This window comes from Flavobacterium sp. FlaQc-30, from assembly GCF_044005885.1.
Taxonomy (GTDB): Bacteria; Bacteroidota; Bacteroidia; order Flavobacteriales; family Flavobacteriaceae; genus Flavobacterium.
On record NZ_JBIPCO010000007.1, the window covers coordinates 149,691 to 174,515 of the forward strand.

General features: G+C 36.2%; 13 protein-coding genes. All 13 read left to right on the forward strand.

Annotated elements, in window-relative coordinates; genetic code table 11:
• Positions 1–119 precede the first annotated feature (119 nt).
• The 13 genes from ACHRV0_RS16235 to ACHRV0_RS16295 all read left to right on the forward strand — a co-directional run bounded on the left by ACHRV0_RS16235 (position 120) and on the right by ACHRV0_RS16295 (position 24,758).
• A complete protein-coding gene (locus ACHRV0_RS16235) occupies positions 120–3,272 on the forward strand; it encodes a DUF6298 domain-containing protein (protein WP_395441604.1) in 3,153 nt (1,050 codons plus the stop codon).
• A 275-nt stretch (positions 3,273–3,547) separates the two neighbouring features.
• Positions 3,548–4,954, forward strand: coding sequence for a glycoside hydrolase family 140 protein (locus ACHRV0_RS16240; protein ID WP_395441605.1), 1,407 nt, complete (start codon positions 3,548–3,550; stop codon positions 4,952–4,954).
• A 187-nt stretch (positions 4,955–5,141) separates the two neighbouring features.
• Entirely contained in the window at positions 5,142–6,710 is a 1,569-nt protein-coding gene (locus ACHRV0_RS16245; RefSeq protein WP_395441606.1) for a glycoside hydrolase family 28 protein, read from the forward strand.
• 79 nt (positions 6,711–6,789) lie between these two features.
• The gene (locus ACHRV0_RS16250; RefSeq protein ID WP_395441607.1) at positions 6,790–7,707 is read left to right on the forward strand and encodes a glycoside hydrolase family 43 protein; all 918 of its coding nucleotides are present in this window, start codon (positions 6,790–6,792) and stop codon (positions 7,705–7,707) included.
• 210 nt (positions 7,708–7,917) lie between these two features.
• The gene (locus ACHRV0_RS16255) at positions 7,918–9,780 is read left to right on the forward strand and encodes a six-hairpin glycosidase (protein WP_395441608.1); all 1,863 of its coding nucleotides are present in this window, start codon (positions 7,918–7,920) and stop codon (positions 9,778–9,780) included.
• A gap of 202 nt (positions 9,781–9,982) precedes the next feature.
• Positions 9,983–12,763 carry a glycoside hydrolase family 78 protein gene (locus ACHRV0_RS16260; protein WP_395441609.1) on the forward strand — a complete coding sequence of 927 codons (2,781 nt, stop codon included), beginning with the start codon at positions 9,983–9,985 and terminating at the stop codon, positions 12,761–12,763.
• Between the two features lie 211 nt (positions 12,764–12,974).
• On the forward strand, positions 12,975–14,393 hold the full coding sequence (locus ACHRV0_RS16265) for an acetylxylan esterase (protein WP_395441610.1): 1,419 nt from the start codon (positions 12,975–12,977) through the stop codon (positions 14,391–14,393).
• 284 nt (positions 14,394–14,677) lie between these two features.
• On the forward strand, positions 14,678–17,134 hold the full coding sequence (locus tag ACHRV0_RS16270; RefSeq protein ID WP_395441611.1) for a glycosyl hydrolase family 95 catalytic domain-containing protein: 2,457 nt from the start codon (positions 14,678–14,680) through the stop codon (positions 17,132–17,134).
• 189 nt (positions 17,135–17,323) lie between these two features.
• Entirely contained in the window at positions 17,324–18,892 is a 1,569-nt protein-coding gene (locus tag ACHRV0_RS16275; protein ID WP_395441612.1) for an MGH1-like glycoside hydrolase domain-containing protein, read from the forward strand.
• 19 nt (positions 18,893–18,911) lie between these two features.
• The gene (locus tag ACHRV0_RS16280) at positions 18,912–19,535 is read left to right on the forward strand and encodes a hypothetical protein (RefSeq protein WP_395441613.1); all 624 of its coding nucleotides are present in this window, start codon (positions 18,912–18,914) and stop codon (positions 19,533–19,535) included.
• Between the two features lie 202 nt (positions 19,536–19,737).
• Entirely contained in the window at positions 19,738–22,488 is a 2,751-nt protein-coding gene (locus ACHRV0_RS16285) for a glycoside hydrolase family 78 protein (protein WP_395441614.1), read from the forward strand.
• Positions 22,489–22,631: 143 nt separating this feature from the next.
• Positions 22,632–23,777: an exo-alpha-sialidase gene (locus tag ACHRV0_RS16290; protein ID WP_395441615.1), complete on the forward strand. Its 1,146-nt coding sequence runs from the start codon at positions 22,632–22,634 to the stop codon at positions 23,775–23,777.
• Between the two features lie 96 nt (positions 23,778–23,873).
• Positions 23,874–24,758 carry a sugar phosphate isomerase/epimerase family protein gene (locus tag ACHRV0_RS16295; protein WP_395441616.1) on the forward strand — a complete coding sequence of 295 codons (885 nt, stop codon included), beginning with the start codon at positions 23,874–23,876 and terminating at the stop codon, positions 24,756–24,758.
• The last annotated feature ends 67 nt before the right edge of the window (positions 24,759–24,825 follow it).

Genomic DNA, 24,825 nt, shown 5'->3' on the forward strand with positions numbered 1-24,825 from the left:
TCTCGCGTGAGATTTCTCCTTCGTCGAAATGACAAGATTGTGGAAAAAGACAAACCTAAAAATTATATGAGCTTATATTACTTATATGGTTTAAATTTAAAGTCTAAAAAAATAATAAGGTGAATTTTATCCAGTTAAAAAATACAATCTCTCTTCAAAAAGATAAAATAGTTTTATCCGGTTTGGCGATGCTTTTTAGTATAAACATCACAGCCCAAAACACTTTCCCGGATATCATTAAAACCAAAGAAGGAAAACTTTCTTTCACAACAGATAATCAAGGAAATCAAATCCCAGATTTTTCTTTTGCAGGATATAGAAACTCCGAAGTTGCCATTCCGAATCTAGACAACAAGATTTTTGTTTCCAACCAAGAAGAAGATGCAACTCAAAAAATCCAAAATGCGATTGATTATGTAAGTTCATTAAAGCCAGACAAATCGGGTTTTAGAGGAGCAGTTTTTTTAGATAAAGGAACTTTCAAAATCAGCGGAACATTATACATCAGAAAATCGGGAGTAGTTTTAAGAGGAAACGGAAATTCGGAAAATGGAACTATACTTTTAGGAACAGGATTAGAAAGAGAAGCTTTAATTAGAATTTTGGGAGTAAACGATAAAGTGTATAAAGATTCATTTGAATTTGCGAACGCTTATACACCACTAGGAACGCAGAAAATCCAATTAAAAAACACTTCAAAATTAAAAGTCGGAGACGAAATCGAAATCAGCAAACCTTTAACGGATAACTTCATTAAAGAAGTAAACATGCAGGATTTCGGTGGAGAAACTTCCTGGATTGGATGGAAAAAAGGCGACTGGATTACAACATGGAATAGAGTTGTAAACAAAATAAACGGAAACGAAGTAACCGTAAACGCTCCAATTACAATGTCTTTGGATGATGTTTTCGGAACTTCAAAAGTCACTGTATATTCTTGGCAAGGAAGAATTGAAAATGACGGAATTGAAAATATCTTAATAAAATCAACTTTTAATCCTTCAAATTTAAAAGACGAAGAACACCGTTGGCAGGCAATCAGTATTGAAAATACCAGAAATGCTTGGGTAAAACAAGTTAATTTCAAACACTTTGCAGGAGGAGCTGTTACGATTTTAAAAACAAGTCAGCAAATTACGGTTGAAGATTGTATTGCCACAGAACCAATTTCTGAAATCGCTTCATTTAGAAGACATACTTTTTATACCGAAGGTCAGCAGACTTTATTTCAGCGTTGCTATTCAGAATTTGGATATCATGATTTTGCCGTTGGCGGATTCGGGACAACAGGTCCAAATGCTTTCGTTCAATGCGAATCACATTTACCATTCGAAAACAGCGGTGCAATCGGAAGCTGGGCAACAGGAGTTTTATTCGATATTGCCAATATCGACGGAAAAGCGTTAAGTTATAACAACAGAGAACAAGGCGGAAGAGGCGCAGGATGGACAGCAGCCAATTCTGTAATATGGGAATCGTCGGCATCAAAAGTAGAATGTTATAGTCCGCCAACAGCACAAAACTGGGCTTTTGGAGTTTGGGGACAATTTGGAGGCAACGGACACTGGAAAGACGTAAACGGCCACATTAGTCCAAGAAGTTTATTTTATACGCAATTAGAAGCTAGATTAGGAAAACTTCCAGTGCAGCCATTTATCTACGATTTAGGTTCAGAACCTTCTTCAAGCCCAACAATTGAAGTGGCACAAGAACTGACTAAAAACTCGGCAACAACAGCAAAAAGTTTGCAGGAATGGATTGAAGAAGCTTCAAAAGCAAATCCAATAAATACAGACACTAAAGGTTTAAAAAATGCAAATGATTTAAAAGTTGCTTCAAATAAAACAGAAAAATCTACTTCAAAAGTAACAACAAAAAATGGCTGGCTGACTTTTGAAGGAAAAGTAATTGCTGGAAAACAAACCAATGTAGCATGGTGGAGAGGCGATTTAACCGATGATTTCGTAAATAAATCGACACCACATTTAACACGTTTTGTTCCAGGAAGAACAGGAAACGGATTGACTGATAAAGTACAGGAAACAGTTGATTATTTAACTAAAAACAATATTGTTGCCTTAGAACACAATTACGGATTATGGTACGACAGAAGAATGGACGATCATGAACGTGTACGCCGAGTTGATGACGATGTTTGGCCTCCGTTTTACGAACAACCTTTTGCCAGAAGCGGAAAAGATTTTGCATGGGATCACTTGAGTAAATATGATTTAACAAAATTCAACGATTGGTATTGGACACGTTTAGCACAGTTTGCAACGCTTGCAGAACCAAACGGAGAATTGTTAATTAATCAGCAATATTTTCAGCACAATATTTTAGAAGCTGGAGCGCATTGGGCAAGTTCGCCTTGGCGTTCAGCAAATAATATTAACAGTACAGGATTTCCAGAGCCACCGCCTTACGCAGGAGACAAACGCATTTTCATGGCGGAGCAGTTTTACGATATTACGAATGCTCAAAGAAGAAAATTACACGAAGGGTTTATTAGAAAATCATTTGAAAACTTTCAGGAAAACAGCAATGTAATTCAGTTAACAAGTGCCGAATATACAGGTCCGTTACATTTTATGGAATTCTGGTTAGACCAAGCCCAAAAATGGAAAGACGAAACAGGTAAAAAAGGCTTAATTGGTTTAAGTGCCACAAAAGATGTTCAGGATGCTATTTTAAATGACGCCAAAAGAAATAAAACCGTTGATGTAATCGACATTCGTTATTGGTATTACAAAGAAGACGGTTCAGCTTATGCACCGCAAGGAGGCGTTAATTTAGCACCAAGACAACACGCCAGAAAACTAAAAACCGGAAAAGAAACCGACAATCAGGTATATCGCGCCGTTCGTGAATACCGAGAAAAATATCCTGAAAAAGTAATTTTATATTCAACAGACGGTTCGTCAAGATTCGGATGGCCAGCATTAATGGCTGGAGCTTCATTGCCAAATATTCCGAAAATCGAACTGCCTCAGTTTTATGCCGCTTTAAGCGAAATGAAATTAATTGACGGAAATACGTTTTCAGATAATCTTTGGAAGTTAGAAAACAAAGGAAAAAGTTATCTTTTCTATTTAAAAAACAGTCAGGATATCATAATAGATCTATCAAACGAAAAAGGAACATTTGAAGTATTTGCAATCAATGCAACGACAGGAAATACAACAAAAAAAGCAAACATCAGCGGAGGAAAACAAATGGTAATCCCACAAGCTGAAATAAAAGAAAAAGTGCTTTTTGTAGTGAAAAAGTAAAAGAAGGGTTTGCCACGAATTGCATGAATTAGCACGAATTTAATTTTGAATTAAATCTGCTCAATCTGAAAGATCTGCGAGAGTAAATTTTTCACGCAGATTTTAAAAAGATAAAAGCAGATTCAACAGATTTTTTAAATTTTGATCTGCGAAAATCTGCCAAGATCTGCGAAATCTGCGTGAAACAATAAACACAAGCAGAATAGAAATTAGTGAAAATTAGCGCAATTCGTGGCAAACAAACTTAAAAAACATAAATTCAAAAACAAACCAAAATGAATCTGAAAATTAAATCTTTATACGCTCTTAGTATAGGCTTTCTGTTAACAGCACAAAGCGGATTTTCGCAATCTGCCAAAACAAAAGCATCTCTGCCTGAAATCAAAGTTTCTAAAAATCAGCATTATTTTGTTACCGAAAACGAAAAACCATTTTTCTGGTTGGGCGACACAGGCTGGCTGGCATTCGGTAAATTGGATAGAGCTGGAATTGATCAATATTTTAAAGACAGAAAAGAAAAAGGATTCAACGTTGTTCAGGTGATGGTTTTGCATAATATAAATGCCGTTAACGTTTATGGCGATGCAGCTTTAATCAACGAAGATGTTTCAAAACCATTGACTACATCAGGAAATGATTTCAAAGATGCAAAGCAATACGACTACTGGGATCATGTTGATTACACTTTAGACGTGGCTCAGAAAAACGGAATTTACTTGGCAATGGTTCCAGTTTGGGGAACCAATGTTTCAAAAGGAAATAAAGTAAGCAAAGAACAAGCAATTGTTTATGCTAAATTCTTAGCTGATAGATACAAAAATAGAACCAACATAATTTGGTTAAACGGAGGTGATACTCATGGAAATGAGTTTATGGATATTTGGAATGCCATCGGAAATACTTTAAAAACAAATAATCCGAATCAGTTGGTGACTTTTCATCCGTTTGGAAGAACAGATTCTTCTGATGATTATCACAATGCAAAATGGCTGGATTTTAATATGTTTCAATCAGGTCATCGTCGTTACGATCAGGATTCAGTGAAAACAAACTTCAAAGAAGACAATTACAAATTTGTTTTAAGAGATTTCGAATTAAAACCAACCAAGCCAACGCTTGACGGAGAACCATCTTACGAAGGAATTCCACATGGTTTGCACGATACTTTACAACCCAAATGGAAAGCAAGCGATGTTCGCCGTTACGGATATTGGTCTGTTCTTTCAGGTGCAGCAGGTTACACGTACGGACACAACGCCGTAATGCAGATGTTCAGAAAAGGAGACAAACCAGCGTACGGAAACAAAGAATTATGGACATCTGCCATCAATGCGCCGGGAGCAAAACAAATGGTTTACATTAAAAAACTAATGGAAAGATATAACTCTCCAGACCGTATTCCCGATCAAAGTTTAATTGCTAATCAAGGAGAAAAATATGATTATCAGGCAGCAATTCGAGGAGTAAATTTTGCATTAATATATACTTATAATGGAAGAAAGATTTCTGTCAATATGGGAAAAATACTAGGAGATAATATTTATGCATCATGGTATAATCCAAGAGATGGACAACGTAAAGTAATTGGAACGTTTGAAAATAAAGGAGTAAAAGATTTTCAACCCAGCGGAAAAAAAGAAGATGGAAATGATTGGGTTTTAATTTTAGAATCAGAGGAGTAAGATTCTCAACAGCTAAGCACAATCTTGTCATTTCGACGTAAGGAGAAATCTTCGCAAGAAACTCTACAAAGTTGCTCAAGCATGCAGAGCTACTAACGAGGATTTCTCCTTACGTCGAAATGACAAAAATGAGAGAAAAGAATCTGTGCTAATCATTTTAATCTGTGGCAAAAGAAAAAACACAACTATGAAAAACATACTAATAATACTCTGCTTCATAACCGGATTAAACACCACTTTCGCAAACGACGGCTGGTTAAACATCCTAAACGAAGGAGGAAACAACAAAGGAATAAAATGCACTCAAGCCATTCAGAATGCCATTGAAAAAGCATCTAAAAACGGCGGCGGAACTATCTTTTTCCCTGCAGGAGAATACCTAACTGGAGCTTTAACACTAAAAAGTAACATCACGATTCACTTAGATTCGGGAGCACTTTTAAAGTTTTCAGAGAACTTCGATGATTTTCTTCCTTACGTAGAAATGCGTTACGAAGGAATTGTAATGAAAAGTTTCCAGCCCTTATTTTATGCAAAAGACGTAGAAAACATCACCATTACAGGAAGGGGCGTAATCGACGGACAAGGAAAAACGTGGTGGAATGAAGTGTACAGAATCGAAACGGCCAAAGAACCACTTCCTCCAACCAAATACCAAACCATGTGGGAAGAGCAAAACAAAGGTCTTTACACAGAACCGTATTATAAAAGAACAGTTGATAAAAAGTTTTTCAGGCCATCTTTTTTTCAGGCATACAACTGCAAAAACATTTTAATTGAAGGAGTTACATTTCAAAATTCACCTTTCTGGACGATCAATCCTGAATTCTGTGATAATGTAACCGTTACTGGAATTTCGATTTTTAATCCGCATTCACCCAATACAGATGGAATCAATCCTTCTTCGTGTACCAATGTTCATATTTCAAACTGCCATATCAGCGTTGGTGACGATTGCATCACAATTAAATCTGGTAGAGACGGTGACGGACGTAAATACGGAAAAGCAACAGAAAATGTTACCATCACAAATTGTACGATGTTAAGCGGTCACGGTGGCGTTGTTATTGGAAGTGAAATGTCGGGCGGAATCAAAAAAATAACCATCTCAAACTGTGTTTTTGACGGAACAGATCGCGGAATCCGTATTAAAGCAGCTCGTGGAAGAGGTGGAGTTGTAGAAGATATACGGGTAGATAATATCGTAATGAAAAATATCAAAGAAGAAGCCATCGTGTTGAGCCTTTTTTATGATAAAGGAACACAAGTTGAACCTGTAACCGAAAAAACGCCAATTTTCAGAAACATTCACATGAGCAATATTACGGCTTCAAACGTAAACAAAGCTGGACAGATTTTGGGAATTACCGAAATGCCGATTCAAAACATCACTTTCTCCAACATCAATATGGATGGAAAAGAAGGTTTTACAGTAAGTACGGCGACAGATGTTGAATTTCATGATGTAAAAGTAAACGCAACTGTAGGTTCGTCGTTCAAAATATCAGATTCAAAAAATGTGATTTTAGACAACGTTGGATCTTCAACAGCCATAAAAGGAGTTCCAGTTATCAAATTAGATAATGTTTCGAATGCTTTGATCAACAATAATTTTCCATTCAATCTAACCGATATTTTTATCGAAGCTGATGGGAAAGACACTAAAAATGTTTTCCTGAAAAACAATGTGTTTAACAATGTAACAACAGCGATAAAAAAAGGAAAAGATTTAAATAAAAAAGCAATTACAGAATAGATTATAATAAGACAGATTTCACGAATTTACACCAATTTAATTTGTGATAATTCGTGAAATTAGTGTTCAATTTTATATCATGAAAAAAATATTTATTTTAGTAACCCTTTCCCTTTTTGCGATTAGTTATTCGCAGAAAAAGAAAGATTTATATCTTTTTACGTCGTTTAGGGAACCCGCGACAGAAGGTTTGTATTTGGCGTATAGCGAAGACGGATACAATTGGAAAGGATTAGATGGTTCGTTTTTAAAACCCGAAATTGGAGCCAGTAAAATCATGCGCGACCCGTCAATCACAAAAGGAGCAGACGGAACCTATCACATGGTTTGGACAACCGATTGGAAAGGCGGAAACGGTTTTGGTTACGCCAGTTCAAAAGACCTGATTCATTGGTCAGAGCAACAATACATTCCGGTGATGAAAAACGAACCAGAAGTAATAAACGTTTGGGCACCTGAAATTTTTTATGATGATGTAAAAAAAGAATACATCATCATTTGGGCATCAACAATTCCGTTCCGATTTGAAAAAGGAGTGGAAGAAGAAAAAAACAACCACAGAATGTATTACGTAACGACGAAAGATTTCAAAACGTTTTCGGATACCAAATTATATTACGAACCAGGTTTCAGCGTAATAGACTGCGTGATTGTCAAAAAAAGCAAAAAAGATTATGTTTTGGTTTTGAAAGACAATACAAGACCAATGCGAAACATAAAAGTAGCTTTCGGGAAATCGCCTTTAGGTCCGTTTCAAAAAAGTTCTAAACCTTTAACCGAGTATTTATCAGAAGGTCCAACAGTAGTAAAAGTCGGTAAAAACTGGCTGTTGTATTATGACAATTACGGTTCAAAAAATTATAAAGCGTTAAGCACAACAGATTTTGTTCATTTTGAAGATGTTTCATCAAAAATAAGTCTTCCCGAAGGACACAAACACGGAACGATTACAACAATTTCAGAAGATGTTTTAAAAAGATTAATTGACAAAAAATAAGAATCGGCTAAATCAGCCAAATCTGCGAGAGTAAATTTTTTCTCCCGCAGATTTAGCAGATCAAGCAGATAAAAAAGTTTAGAAAAATTTCGCGCAGATTTAAAATGATTTTAGCAGATTTTTTTAATCTGTATAAATCAAAGGATTAAAATTAAATCTGCGCAAATCAGCCAAAATCTGCAAAATCTGCGTGAAACAAAAAAATATAAAATGATTACCTTCCAAAACATAAAAACCAATATTATTACAGCCACAATTCTTTTGGCTTGTACCGCTGTAAATGCACAAAACGATACTGTGCGTTATGTTGGCAAAACACTTTCAAACATCGATTATCATCACGGGCAGTTAAGTCCCGCAGTTGGGGTTCACGCTACACAAATCATGCGTGCAAGCCGTGAACATCCCGAAAAAGCAGATGGTTTTGGTTGGACCTACAATCACCAGCCAATGATGGCGTATTGGAATAATACCTTTTATCTGCATTATTTAAGCGATCCTTCTGGAGAACATATTCCGCCAAGCCAGACTTTTATTATGAATTCTAAAGATGGCGTAACGTGGACAAAACCAGAAGTTATTTTCCCTATTTACCGCATTCCTGACGGATGGAAAAAAGAAGGTGTTGAAGGCGTTGCGAAAAACTTAGATGCGATTATGCATCAAAGAATGGGCTTTTATACGTCAAAAGACAACCGCCTTTTTGCTTTAGCCTATTACGGAATTGCAATGGATGAAAAAGACGATCCAAACGATGGAAAAGGAATTGGACGTGTCATTCGTGAAATCAAGAAAGATGGAAATTTTGGCGAAATCTATTTCATCAGATATAACAAAACTTGGGACAAATCAAAATCGAAATTTCCATTTTATACAGCATCAAAAGACAAAGGTTTGAAAAAAGCCTGCGAAGAAATTTTATCAGAACCGTTAGTTTTACAGCAATGGGTAGAAGAAGCCGATCGTGATGATGAATTGATTCCGTTGCAGAAACCATACAAAGCATTTAGTTATTACCATTTATCAAACGGAAATGTAGTGGGTTTATGGAAACATGCTTTAACATCTATCAGTAAAGACGGTGGAAAATCTTGGGATTATATGCCATTAAGAGCGCCAGGATTCGTAAACAGCAATGCTAAAATCTGGGGACAAAAAACACCAGACAATCGTTATGCAACACTTTATAATCCATCAGAATATCGTTGGCCTTTGGCGATTTCAACAAGTGACGACGGATTAAATTACAAAGATTTATTATTGGTTCACGGTGAAGTAAGTCCGATGCGTTATGGTGGAAACTATAAATCGGCAGGTCCTCAATACGTTCGCGGAATCACAGAAAAAAACGGAACTCCGCCTGATGGAAAAATTTGGGTGGGTTACAGTATGAATAAGGAAGATATTTGGGTGGCGTCGATTCCTGTTCCAGTAACTTCGGTGGTTACCGAAAATGTAAATGATGTTTTCAATGATCTTCCTGACGGACAAGAGTTAAAGTTATGGAATACGTATGATCTTTCTTGGGCATCAACAAAAATCGAAAAGAAAGCCGATGGTAAAAAATGGCTGACTTTAAGAGATCAGGATTATTTTGATTATTCCCGTGCTGAAAGAGTAATTCCTTTTGCATCAAAAATGGAAGCTGTTTTCACAGTAAAACCAGAGCAAAACAATCACGGTTTATTACAGATTGAATTCCAAAACAAACAAGGTCTGCCTTCCGTAAGATTGATTTTTGATTCGGATGGAGAATTAAAGGTGAAAAATGGTGCGCGTTTGAGTTCGGTTATAAAATACGAAGCAAACAAAGCATATACAATCACAGTTAAGTTAGATGCTAAAAACCGTCAGTACACTATAAAAGTAAATGATGGAAAAGAATCAACAAAGATATTTTATGCGCCAACAGATGGTTTTGAGCGAATCATGTTCCGAACAGGAGAGCAGAGACATTCACCAGATCCGGATACAGCGCCAGACATAGACGATTACGACGACCTGCCTCAAACCGGAAAATTAATACCAGAAGCAGTATTCAATATCGAATCGTTGATTACTAAAAAGTTGTAAAGAAAAACAGCCACTAATTCACGAATAATTTTATAAAAAGTTCGTAGTTATTTGCCACAGATTAAAATGATTAACAAAGATTATAATCCAATTAATCCTTTAATCTGTGGCAGAAAAAATTAGAGAAATTAAACGCAAAGAAAAAATTTGAGTTAATTCGTGATCGCGATAGCTATCGGGAGTGGCAAAAAAAATATACAAAGTGAAGTTTTTTAAAAGCATATTATTAGCCGTTTGTCTTCTAGCAACTGTAGTTTCTAAAGGACAAATTATGCCTGTACGTTTAACAACAGAAATGGCAGAAAACCCATTAGCAGTTGTTGAGAATCAACCAAAATTAAGCTGGCAATTAGTTTCAAAAGAATCCGATGCCTCACAAGTCGCTTATTTGATTTTAGTAGCTTCTTCGGAAGAAAAACTAAATAATGACGATGGAGATATCTGGAATTCGGGAAGAGTAAATACAGATAAAAACCTGCATATCATTTATGGCGGAAAACCATTAAAAAGCGAAACCAAATATTTCTGGAAAGTAAAAGTCTGGAATCAAGAAGGGAAAGTTTCAAAATGGAGCAAAACAGCTTCATTCAGAACTGCTTCGTTAGAATCAGATTTAAATCCGACTTGGATTGGAGCGATTACCAAAGCCGATAGCCATTTGCCGGAAGGAAGAAATTATCATACAGCGACTTTCAACAGAGAAAAAAAGAACTCCTTTATCAATGCTTCCGATTCGTTGGCACGCAGAAGTATCATGCTTCGCAAACCTTTCGAAATAGAAAAAGCAGTCAAAGAAGCCGTTGTTTACATTTCAGGTTTAGGGCATTACGAATTGACGATCAACGGGAAAAAAGTGGGTAACAGCCAATTTGCGCCTTTGTGGACAGATTATGATAAAACGGTTAATTACAATGTTTACGAATTAAGCGCCAAAGAATTTCAAAAAGGCGATAACGTAATTGGCGTTTTGTTAGGAAACGGAATGTACAATACGTTGGCAGAAAGATATACTAAATTCTTCGTGAGTTTTGGTCCGCCGACTTTATTTTTTAAAATGAAAATCAAGTATAATGATGGTTCAGAAGAAATTATAAAGTCAGATGGATCTTGGAAATACAGCAAAAGTCCGATTACTTATAATAGCATTTTTGGAGGAGAAGATTATAATGCTAATTTAGAACAAAGAGGCTGGAATCGAAAAGGTTTCAAAGATAGAGATTGGAAAAAAGTAGTGATTCAGGAAGCGCCAAAAGGAGTTTTAAGACCTCAGACAGCTCCACCGGTTACGATTCAGAAACAATACGAAGTGAAAGCCGTAAAAGAACTGAAACCAAATTTCTTTGTTTTTGATATGGGACAAAATCTTTCGGGATTTCCAACCATCAAAGTAAAAGGAAAAAGAGGACAAACGATTCGTGTTTGGGTTGCTGAAGGACTAAATGAAGAGGGCACAATTGCTCAAGGAAGATCTGGAAAGCCATACTATTACGATTACACTTTAAAAGGAGACGGAGTTGAAGAATGGACGCCAAAATTTAGTTTCTACGGTTATCAATATGTTCAAATTGAAAATATCAATTATAAAGAAGATAAAAATAAAGAACTTCCAACTTTGGTTGATTTAAAATCTAATTTCATTTATAATTCGGCAGGAGAAGCAGGAAGTTTTGCTTGTTCCAATGAAATTTTCAATAAAACACACGAACTGATTAACAACTCAATAAAAAGTAATTTCCAAAGTGTTTTTACCGATTGTCCGCAACGTGAAAAGTTAGGCTGGCTGGAAGAAATTCAGTTGAATGGTCCAGGTTTAATGTTCAATTATAACTTGCAGACTTTCCTTCCTGCAACCATGCAGAATATTTCTGATTCACAACGTGATAACGGTTTAATTCCGACAATTGTTCCAGAATATGTAATTTTTGGTGGTGATTTTACCGATTCTCCAGAATGGGGAGTAACAGGCGTAATTCTGCCTTGGATGTATTATGAATATTACGGAGATGTCTCATTATTAGAGAAATATTATCCTGTAATGAAAAAGTATGTCGATTATTTAGGAACCAAAGCGACAAACAATATTGTTTCTCATGGATTGGGCGATTGGTACGATTACGGAACGCATCCAGCAGGATATTCTAAAAATAGTCCAATTGCACTTTCTGCTACTTCTCATTATTATTATGGAGCATATTTGACGGCTAAAGCAGGTAAATTATTAGGTAAAACCGAAGATTTTGAAAAATACAATGCTTTGGCTTCAGAGATTAAAACCGCTTTCAACAAGGAATTTTTCAACGAAGAAACCAAACAATACGGAACCAATAGTCAGTTTAGTAATGCTGTTCCGATTTTTATGGATATTGTAGAACCGCAGTATAAAGAAGCGGTAATGCAAAATCTTTTAGCCGATATCAAAGAAAAAGGAGACCGTTTGACAACGGGAGATGTTGGAAATCGTTATTTATTCCAAACTCTGGCGCAAAATAACGAAAACGAAACGATGTACAGAATGCACAATCATTACGATGCGCCGGGTTATGGTTTTCAGATTAAATTTGGCTTGACCACTTTAACCGAACAATGGGATCCGAGAAAAGGAAATTCGTGGAATCACTTTATGTTAGGTCAAATTGAAGAATGGTTTTACCAAAGTTTAGCGGGAATCAAATCGGATCTTGAAAAACCAGGATTCAAACATTTCTTTATTCAGCCAGAAGTAGTTGGTGACATGACTTTCGCGAAAGCGGACTATAAATCGGTTTACGGAAAAATTGCTTCTTCTTGGGAAAAGAAAGATGGCAAATTTATTTTGACAGTTCAAATTCCGGTAAATACCACTGCGACAATAAAATTGCCGGTTGCTAAAAATTCAGAAATTAAAATTGACAATAAAAAGGTTAGAGCAGGTTTTGATGAAAAAGCACAAAAGCCTGTTTTGGAATTAGGATCGGGAATTTATACAATAGAATGTCAATTGTAAAATGTGAAATGTGATTTATAAAAATGTAAAATCACATTTACATAAATAAAGAAATCAATTGCCTCCAACTTTAGCTGGAGGTTTAGAATAATGCAAGTTAAAAGGCTTTAGCCAAATGAATGATTTAGGCTAAAGCCAATTTTAGAAATCAATCTATTTTCCTCCAGCTAAAGCAGGAGGCAAATCAAAAAATGTGTTGAATTATATCAAAATGAAAAAAATAAAATACATCTTCTTAGTTTCCATTTTTGCTTTGACATTTGCCAATGCGCAAAGCACTTCTGATACTAATTTTAGAAAACCAGTATCAGAAACACTAAAAAAAATTGAAACTACATTTAACGTAACCATCAACGACGACAGAGGATTACTGAAAGGAAAAGAACTGGACTATGCCGACTGGAGAATTGAACCGGGAAATCTGCCACTTTCACTGACTAATATTTTAGCGCCGTTTGAATTGATGTATTTTAAACAACCCGATGGAACCTACATTATACGCAAGTATGAGAACCATAAAGTTTCGGTAGATAAAGGAAAAGAACGCTTGTTTTACTTAGAGAGCCTTTATTCGACCAAAGAAGAATGGGAGAAACGCAAAGCGGAGTTAAAAGCTTGTATGATTGCATCATTTGGATTAGAAAAGGCACCCCCTATGCCCAAGTCAAAACCACTTTTAACTCCAAAAAGAATTTACAAAGACTACAGTGTAGAAAATATTGCTTTAGAAATTCTTCCTGGAGTTTATGCCACAGGATCGATTTACAAACCGTATCCATTCAATAAAAAGGCGGCTGTAATTATTACGCCTGACGGGCATTTCGGCGATGGAAGATACAGAAAAGACGAGCAGTACAGATGTGCCATGATGGCCAAAATGGGTGCCATTGTAGTAGGTTACGATTTATTTGCCTGGGGAGAATCGTTGTTGCAATTTCCAGAAGAAACACACAGAAACAGCATCGCATCGACAGTCCAATTGTTGACAGGAATGCGTTTATTGGATTATTTGGCAACCGTAAAAAATGCCGATATGTCTAGAGTTGGTGTTACTGGAGGTTCTGGCGGAGGCTCGCATACGATGTTTTTAGCTGCAATTGATGATCGTGTAAAAGTTTCGGCTCCGGTTGTAATGGTTTCGTCTCACTTCTCAGGAGGTTGTCCATGCGAAAGCGGACGTGGCATTCACTTATGCGGAAACGGAACTAATAACGCTGAAATTTCAGCTATGATGGCTCCAAAACCACAATTGATTGTTTCTGATGGAAAAGACTGGACATTGGCGGTTCCTGAATTGGAATTTCCTTTTATACAAAGAACGTACGAATTGTACGGAAAGAAAGATTTAGTAGAGAATGCCCATTTTGCCAAAGAAGGACATGATTTCGGAATCTCAAAACGTATGGCTTTGTATCCGTTTATGGCGAAATATTTAAATTTAGATTTGAATAAAGTGAAAAACGACAAAGGCGAAATCGACGAATCGACTTGCGTGATTGAGCCAAAAGAAAAGTTATTGGTTTTTGGAGATAAAGGCGAAAAACTGCCAAAAAATGCTTTGAAAGACATCAACAAATTATATGAAATGTTCGGAGAAAAAAATCTGAAAGTGTATGAAGTTAAGAAATGATATTTGGGCGTGACCCAATTTGAAAAAGGGGGCATCTTTGTAACCGCATATTTCGCCCCCTTTCTCAAATCGGGTCGGGCTATCCGCGCTACTTTGGTAGCCAGCTTCTATCCCTCACGCGCTCTCGTAACTCAAGAACATTTGGGTTTTGATTAGAAATAATACCTACAAGGTTTTGTAAACCTTGCAGGATTCGTAAAATTTTAAAACAAATGAATTTGTGATAATTTGTGCAATTTGCGGTTAAAAAAAACAATTCGGGCTTTGCCTAAAAAGTATAAAATATGAATTTAAGAAATAAAATTACAGTCCTCTGTTTCGGAATTGTTTCCTTCGCTACAACAGCGCAAAGCAACAGCGACCTAAAACTTTGGTACGATAAACCAGCCTCAATCTGGAACGAAGCCTTGCCTTTGGGTAACGGACGTTTGGGTGCAATGGTTTTTGGCGATCCTGCAGTAGAACGTTTGCAGTTGAACGAAGAAACCATTTGGGCAGGTTCTCCAAACAGCAATGCACATTCCAAATCAATTGAAGCTTTGCCAAAAGTAAGACAACTTATTTTTGACGGAAAATTTGATGAAGCACAGGATTTGGCAACGCAGGATATCATGTCGCAAACCAATGACGGAATGCCATATCAAACTTTTGGAAGCGTTTATATTTCATTCAATGGACATCAAAAATATACCGATTATTATCGTGATTTAGACATCAGCAATGCTACGGCGAAAGTAAAATACAAAGTAAACGGTGTTGAATTTACGAGAGAAATTCTAACCGCATTTTCAGATCAGGTTATTGTGGTCAAACTTTCTGCAAGTCAGCCAGGACAGATCACTTGTAACGTTTTCATGAACAGTCCGATTGATAAAACAGTCGCTTCGACAGAAGGAAACCAGATTATACTTTCGGGAGTTGGAACTAACTTTGAAGGTGTAAAAGGGAAAGTAAAATTTCAAGGCAGACTAACAGCTAAAAATAAAGGTGGCCAAATCGATGCCAGCAACGGTATTCTAAGCATTAACAAAGCCGATGAAGTGACTTTATACATTTCAATTGCAACCAATTTCAAAAACTATCAGGATATTTCGGGAGATGAAATTGCCAAAAGCAAAGACTATTTAGCGAAAGCCGAAGCAAAAGATTTTGAAACCATAAAGAAAGCCCACGTTGAGTATTACCAAAAATTCTTCAACAGAGTTGCTTTAGATTTAGGTTCAAATGAATTGACAAAGAAACCAACAAACGAAAGAATCAGAGATTTTTCGAAACAATTCGATCCACAGTTGACTTCGTTGTATTTCCAATTCGGACGTTATCTTTTAATTTCGAGTTCACAGCCAGGCGGACAGCCAGCCAATCTACAAGGAATTTGGAACGATATGGTCACTCCACCTTGGGACAGTAAATACACGACAAACATCAATGCCGAAATGAATTACTGGCCAGCGCAAGTAACGAATCTTCAAGAAATGCACGAACCGTTTGTTCAAATGGCGAAAGAGTTAAGTGTAACCGGTGCAGAAACGGCAAGAATGATGTACAACGCCAGTGGTTGGGTTTTGCATCATAATACTGATATTTGGCGCGTTACTGCTCCAGTCGATTCAGCTGCTTCGGGAATGTGGCCGACGGGTGGTGCTTGGATTTGTCAGGATTTATGGGAAAGATATTTATACACGGGCGACAAAAAATATTTGGTAGAAATTTATCCAATTATGAAAGGCGCAGCCGATTTCTTTTTAGATTTTATGATTGTGGATCCGAACACAGGATATTTAGTGGTTGTGCCGTCAAGTTCGCCTGAAAACACACATGCAGGCGGAACGGGAAAAGCAACAATTGCATCGGGAACTACAATGGACAATCAGCTGATTTTTGATTTGTTTAGGCATGTTATCGAAGCTTCGGCTTTGGTTTCTCCTGATGCTGCTTATGTGAAAAAAGTAAGTGATGCTTTGGCAAAAATGCCTCCAATGAAAATTGGAAAACACAATCAGCTACAAGAATGGCAGGACGATTGGGACAATCCGAAAGACAATCACAGACACGTTTCGCATTTGTACGGATTGTATCCGAGCAATCAGATTTCGCCAATCAAAACACCAGAATTATTTGAAGCAGCAAAACAATCATTGATTTACAGAACAGACGAATCTACAGGCTGGTCAATGGGATGGAAAGTGAATTTGTGGGCAAGATTATTAGATGGAAATCATGCCTACAAATTGATTCAGGATCAATTGCATTTGGTAACAGCAGATCAAAGAAAAGGAGGGGGAACGTATCCGAATATGTTAGATGCACATCAGCCATTTCAAATTGATGGAAATTTTGGATGTACTGCCGGTTTTGCCGAAATGCTGATGCAGAGTCAGGAAGATGCAATTCAGTTACTGCCAGCTTTACCAACGGTTTGGAAAGACGGAAGCATAAAAGGCTTAGTAGCAAGAGGCGGTTTCGTAATCGATATGACTTGGAAAAATAACAAAGTTTCGACTTTAAAAATTTATTCTAAAATTGGAGGAAACTGTAGATTGAAAGTAGAGAATTCATTAAGCGGTTCTTCAATCAAAAAAGCAAAAGGGAAAAATTCAAATCCGTTGTTTTATGATGTGGAAGTGAAGAAACCGATTATTTCTAAGGAAGCAAAATTGCCTAAAGTTCAATTGCCAAATTATAATATTTACGATGTGAATATGAAAGCAGGGCACACGTATACTTTTACGGGGATTTAAAAACAACGAATTAAACCCGACAGGTTTTTGAAACCTGTCGGGTTTAAGTACAGTTTGTCATTTCGACGGAGGAGAAATCTTCGTTAGAAGCTCGACAAAGATTGGTGAATTGCTTTGCGGAGTTACTTGCGAAGATTTCTCCTTCGTCGAAATGACAAGATTGAGTAAAAGAATTAAAAAAGAAAACTAATGTTACAATATTTCAAACATAAAATAATAACACTTTCAATAGTAATTGCATGTATAAACAGCAGTTGCAAATCTGGTGCAGACCATTCTCAAAAAGGAAAATCAGTTATTTTAAAAGAAAAAAACTTCAAACATTATGTTGATTATTTCAATACAATGGAAGATGAAAACTTGAAGTTTGCGATTCCAAATGACAGTGCGTGGACTTGGATGGAAAAGAATATTCCGTTGTTTGAATGTCCACAGCAGAATTTTGAAGAGATTTATTATTTCAGATGGTGGAGCGTTCGTAAGCATATTAAAAATACGCCACAAGGATTTGCAATAACAGAGTTTTTGGTTGACCGTTCGTATGCCGATAAATACAATATGATAAGTTGTGCTTTGGGGCATCATATTAATGAATTTAGATGGGTTCATGATCCTAAATATATTGAGCAGGATGTGAAAATCTGGTATCGAGGAAATGATGGAAAGCCAATGAACAAATTGTATAAATTCAGCAGTTGGACTGCCGATGCTTTGTACAATCGTTATTTGGTGAATAAGGATGAAAAATTCTTATTGGATTTGTATCCGGATATGGTTACTGATTATGGTGTTTGGGAAAAAGACCGTCAACGCAAAGATGGTTTGTTTTGGCAACATGACGTAAAAGACGGAATGGAAGAATCCTTAAGTGGCGGACGAAAAGTGCAAAATGCAAGACCAACGATTAACAGTTATATGTACGGAAACGCTGTAGCGATTTCTAAAATGGCTGAAATGAAGGGCGATAAAGAAGCAGAAGCAAAATTCAAAGCGAAAGCTGATGTTCTGCAAAAATTGGTAGAAACGAAATTATGGAATCAGAAAAGCGATTTTTTTGAGACCTTTACAGAAAAAGATACTTTGGCACAGGTTCGAGAAGCAATCGGATTTATTCCGTGGTATTTTAATCTGCCTGAGCGAAACAAAGGATTTGAAAAAGCGTGGGAACAAATTAAAGACGAAAAAGGATTTTCGGCTCCGTTTGGATTAACAACAGCAGAAAGAAGAAGTCCGAGATTTAGAACACACGGAACAGGAACCTGCGAATGGGACGGTGCCATCTGGCCATTTGCAAGTTCGCAGACATTAACGGCTTTAGCGAATGTCTTGAATAATTACAATCAGAATTATGTGGGTAAACCTGATTATTTCAAGGAGATGGAATTGTATGTTCAATCACAATATTACAGAGGAAGACCTTATTTGGGTGAATATCTGGATGAAACAACCGGATATTGGTTAATGGGAGACAGAGAAAGAAGCCGTTATTATAACCATTCGACTTTTAACGATTTATTGATTACAGGATTAGTTGGTTTACGTCCGAGAGCAGATGAAAAGATTGAAGTAAATCCGTTGATTCCACAAGAAAAATGGGATTGGTTTTGTCTGGATAATGTTTTGTATCACGGTAATATTATTACGATTCTTTGGGATAAAACAGGAGAAAAATACAAAAAAGGAAAAGGTTTTAGAATCTTTAAAAACGGAAGAGAAATTGCAGCTTCTGATAAATTGGAGAGAGTAATTTCAGAATAGAAAATTTATTCTAAGACTTATGATTGAAAAAAAAATAATTTACAAACCTATACATGATTTTGATCAAATCATTACTCTCGATGAGTATTATGAACTTGAACATGAAGAATCAGAAAAAGCGATTAAAGATATTCAGAAATTAGCTGTAAAAGATCTCGATGGAGTAAAACGTTTCTGTGAAAATCAACTTTTTGCACAGTCTGATAAAGTTAGCTTTGTTTATTATTCGCTAAGCGAAGATGAAGATATTGATAAATGGGCAGATTTTCTATGCGATGAATTTAGCAGAGTGTATCAAATAGCACTGAACCAAAATAAAATTAAAGAACTTTCGGCTGTTTTAATTGAGATTTTAGTTGAAGATATAAGTTCATATAATGCAGACAGTGTTAGGGAAACATTATTAAAGGGTTTGGATCATATGGATTTGGAAATTCGTTTGAATGCTTTAGAATTTCTCCCTGATTGGATTGATGAACAGGTTTTGAAGAGTAATCCAGCTGTAGTATCAAAGCTGAGACAAAAGCTGAAAGATCCTGAGTGGAAGATGCGTTGGGAATCAAGTAAAATATTAGAACAAAATAAAATTGCGTTTGAAAGTTTAAGTACATTGGATAAATTAAGACGATTTATAAAAGCTTAATTTTTTTTTAGAATTAATGTAGGTATTAAGCTTCGGAGAAGCATAATATTTATAGAAAATACAAACCCAAATGATAAAAAGCTCCAGTGGAGCGATACCTATAGAAAAATTATATCGCCCCGCTGGGGCTTATTGAGCCTACTATTATAAAATCTATAAATATATCGTCCCTCTGGGACTTTACATTGGTTAAAATAACATTATGAAAAAGTTTTTTTTACATCTTACCTTAATCATCTCACTTTTTACATTTTCGGCGAAAGCCCAAAACAAGATTATTGTGAGTGATTTAAAATGCGAAATGCTGACCAATCCAGAAGGAATTGATGTTTTACAGCCAAGATTGAGTTGGAAAATAAAAGCGAACGTAAACGATGTAAAACAAACTCATTATCAAATTTTAGCCTCTTCATCTTTAGAAAAACTAAATGCAGGGAATACCGATTTATGGGTCAGCGGAAAAGTACAAAGTGATGCTTCTGTAAGTGTAATTTATAACGGAAAAAAGCTAAAAGACCGACAAGACGTTTACTGGAAAGTAATTGTTTTTACCAATAAAGGAGAAGTAAAATCGGCAGAAACGGCGCATTTCAGCATAGGAATTTTGACTTATGCAGATTGGAAATCGACACGCTGGATTGGGTATGAAAAAACTTCTCCAGGCGATAGTATTTCGCAGTATTCTAGATTGTCAGCTCGTTATCTGAGAAAAGAAATTGACTTAAAAAAGAAAGTCAAAAGTGCCAAAGTTTATATTATAGGGATGGGCTTGTATGAATTATTCATTAACGGAAATAAAATTGGAGATCAAGTTCTGGCGCCCGTTCCTACGGATTACACCAAAAATGTAAAATACAATGTTTTTGATGTGACTTCGCAATTGCAAGAGGGGAAAAATGCGTTGGGAACGATTTTAGGAAATGGACGTTTTTTTACCATGCGTCAGGATTATAAACCTTATAAAATCAAAACTTTTGGTTATCCGAAAATGGCTTTGCAGTTGTTTGTAGAATATACAGATGGAAGCAGAGATGTGATTAGAACCGATGATACTTGGAAAATCACAACTGACGGACCAATTTTATCCAACAACGAATACGATGGGGAAGAATATGATGCTCGTAAAGAAATGAAAGGCTGGAATACCATTAATTTTAATGATAAAAAATGGCTTTTGGCAGAATATGTTCAGGAACCAGGCGGATTCTATGAAGGACAGATGTCAGCGAATATGAAAATTAAACGTGAGGTAAAACCTATTTCGATCAAACAAACAGCAAAAGGAACTTATATCTTAGATATGGGGCAAAATATGGTTGGCTGGTTACAATTGAAAGTAAAAGGACATGCAGGCGAAAAAATCACGATGAAATTTGCAGAGTCTTTACAGCCAGATGGTTCATTATATATTGCCAATCTTCGTGATGCCAAAACGACTGATATTTACACGTTAAAAGGCGAAGGCGAAGAAGTGTGGGAACCTCGTTTTGTTTATCACGGATTTCGATTTGTTGAAATTTCCGGCTTCAAAACAAAACCTACTTTAGAAAATTTTGTTGGGAAAGTAGTTTATGATGATATTCAGACCACGGGAACTTTCGATTCTTCGAACCCGATAATGAACCAAATTTTTAAGAATGCATGGTGGGGAATCAGCGGAAATTATAAAGGAATGCCAATTGATTGTCCTCAGAGAAACGAGCGTCAGCCTTGGTTAGGAGACAGAACAACGGGAGCTTACGGAGAAAGTTTTTTATTTGACCATCAGACTTTATACGCAAAATGGTTAGATGATATTAAAAATGCCCAAACTATCGATGGCGGAATTCCAGATGTAGCGCCGGCTTTCTGGCGTTATTATGGCGATAATGTAACCTGGCCGGGAACTTATATTACAGTTGCAGATATGTTGTATCAGCAGTTTGGAGATAAAAAAGTAGTGGAAAAACAATATCCGTCTATGAAAAAATGGATGGATTATATGGAAGAAAATTATCTGGTTGATAATATCATGACCAAAGATAAATACGGCGACTGGTGTGTGCCGCCAGAATCGTTGGAATTAATTCGTTCGAAAGATCCTTCTCGTTTAACAGATGGCGAATTGATTTCGAGTGCGTTTTATTATCAGCTTTTAAACATCATGAAAAAGTTTGCTGTAATTGCCAATGCTCAAAATGACATCAAACATTATGACGAATTAGCGTCAAGAATCAAAAAGGCATTTAATTCGAAATATTTCAATGCATCAAAAAATAATTACGCCAATAATACGGTAACAGCCAATTTACTGCCTTTGACTTTCGGAATGGTTCCAGAAGAATTGCAGCAAAAAGTTTTCGAAAATCTGGTTAATGAAGTAGAAGTGACTAAAAACGGTCACGTAAGTACAGGCGTTATCGGAACTCAGTTTTTAATGCGAACATTAACCAATTTTGGGCGTGGCGATTTGGCTTTCAAGTTAGCTTCAAACAAAACCTATCCAAGCTGGGGTTATATGGTCGAAAATGGTGCAACAACCATTTGGGAACTTTGGAATGGAAATACTGCCGATCCTGCAATGAATTCGCAAAACCATGTCATGCTTTTAGGTGATTTATTGATTTGGTATTACGAAAATATGGCTGGAATCAAAAGCAATCCTGAAATTCCAGGTTTCAAACAAATTATCATGAAACCTGACTTCAATGCAGGATTGACTTCTGTAAATGCTTCTTACGAATCAATTTACGGAACAATAAAAAGTAATTGGAAAAAAGACAAAAAATCTTTAGTTTGGAATATTACCATTCCTGCGAATACTTCTGCGGTTGTATATCTTCCAACAGACGACGTGGCTGCTATTTCGATCAATAAACAAAAGTTAGATAAGAGTTCTTACGTGCATTCTGCAGAAAAAAATCAAATAATTGTTACACTTTCGTCAGGAAATTTTGCTATAAACGTTAAATAATTTACATTTTTAGTAATTCGGGACAGTACAGGATACATTGTTAATTTTTTAGTGTTATTTTTACACTTAATAAATATTTTTGCCTAAAAAAATAGTAGGTATGTATTTATAATCGAAAATTTTAATTCATAATAAAATTGAGAATGAAAATAACAAAATTAGCATTTGTCTTGTTTGGACTTTTCCTTTTAGGAAGTTGTAAATCAGCTTTAGAAAAAAAAACTTGGAAAGAAGGAATTTTAGTAGATGAATTTATTTATGATAAAGCACCTTATCCATCTTGTCACGCTGTTACAATTGTCGAAGCGACAAATGGTGATTTAGTTTCATCTTGGTTTGGAGGAACTCACGAAAGAAATCCTGATGTTTGTATTTATGTAAGCATCAAACCTAAAGGAAGTGATAAATGGGGTGAGGGAGTTAAAGTAGCCGATGGTGTTATGAAAGAAGGACCAAGATTACCTACTTGGAATCCAGTGTTATATCAAATTCCAGGTGGCGATTTAATGCTTTTCTACAAAATAGGACCAAAACCATCAGAATGGTGGGGCGTAATCAGAACTTCATCTGATGGCGGAAAAACTTGGTCTGAGGCTAAAAAAATGCCTGATGGTTTCTTAGGTCCAATCAAAAACAAACCTGTTTTATTAAGCAACGGAACATTGTTATGTCCGTCAAGTATTGAAGGCGATGGCTGGAGACTTCGTATGGAATCTACTCCAGATTTCGGAAAAACTTGGGTGATGGGCGATACGCTTCCAAGAGGAAAACAAAAAATCAATGCGATTCAGCCAAGTATTTTGTTTCATAAAGATGGAAGTATTCAAGCAATTGGAAGAACTAGAAACCGAGCTATTTTCAGCACTTTCTCAAAAGATAACGGAAAAACGTGGTCGGATGTTGAGTTAATCGGGCTTCCAAATAACAACTCAGGAACAGATGCTGTTACACTTAAAGACGGCAGACATTTGTTAGTTTACAATCATGTTCTTCCTCCAGGAAAAGAAGCAAAAGGACCAAGAACGCCTTTGAATGTTTCCATTTCTAAAGACGGAATCAATTGGAATGCTGCTTTGGTTTTAGAAGATTCGAAAATCAGTCAATATTCTTACCCTTCGATGATTCAGAGTTCTGATGGAATGGTGCATATTGTGTATACTTGGAGAAGAGAAAAACTGAAATATGTAAAAGTTGATCCAAGTAAACTGATTGCACTTCCTATCAAAAACGGAATTTGGCCAGGCGACGAAGGAAAAGTAGTTACGGCAGTAAAAGCTGAAGAAGAGTAAAGAACAGTTGGCCACGAATTCCACTAATTTCCACTAATTTTTTCTCTAATATTAATTCGTGAAATTGGTGTAATTCGTGGCAAAAAAAATATAACCATGAAATCTAATAGAAATTTATTTATTGTACTGTTTGTTGTTCTATCAGTAATATTCAACAGCTTTGCAACAGCTCAGTCTTCGAGCAAAAAGCAAAAGTATAAAGTGGCAGTTTGTGACTGGATGATTTTAAAAAGACAAAAATTAGGCGCTTTTGGTTTAGCTGCTGAAATAAAAGCGGACGGAATCGAATTGGATATGGGAGGTTTAGGAAACCGACCAACTTTTGACAGTAAACTAGGCGACCCAGTCGAAAGACAAAAATTCTTAGATAAATCAAAAGAAACAGGAGTAGGAATTAGTTCTATTGCCATGTCTGGGTTTTATGCACAATCTTTTGCGACAAGAGAAATCACACCAATGATTACGGATTGTATCAAAGCGATGAAGTACATGAAGGTTAAAGTAGCGTATCTGCCTTTAGGAACTCAAACCGATTTGGTTAAGAATCCTGAATTACGTCCAGAAGTGATCAAGAGATTGCAGTGGGCAGGAAAAGAAGTAGGGAAAATTGGCGGAGTTATCGCAATTGAGACTTCTTTGAGTGCGACAGAAGAGAAAAAACTTTTAGAGGAAGTTGGCTCAAAATACATTAAAAGCTCTTTCAATTTTGCGAATGCTTTAGATAATAAAAGAGATATTTCTTCGGAATTAAAAATCTTAGGAAAGAAATATTTAGCACAGATTCACGCTTCAAATACCGATCAATTTTGGTTAGAAAATGACAAAGCGATCGACATGCCAAAAATCAAACAAACTTTGGACGAAATGAAATGGAGCGGATGGCTTATTGTAGAGCGTTCTCGTGATGTGACACAAGTTCATAATGTAAAAGCCAATTACGGAGCAAATGTGGCTTATTTAAAACGCGTTTTCCAGAATTAATATTATAGCCACTCCCGATAGCTATAGGGATAAAATGATTAAAATGATTTTTTTTTTAATCTGTGAA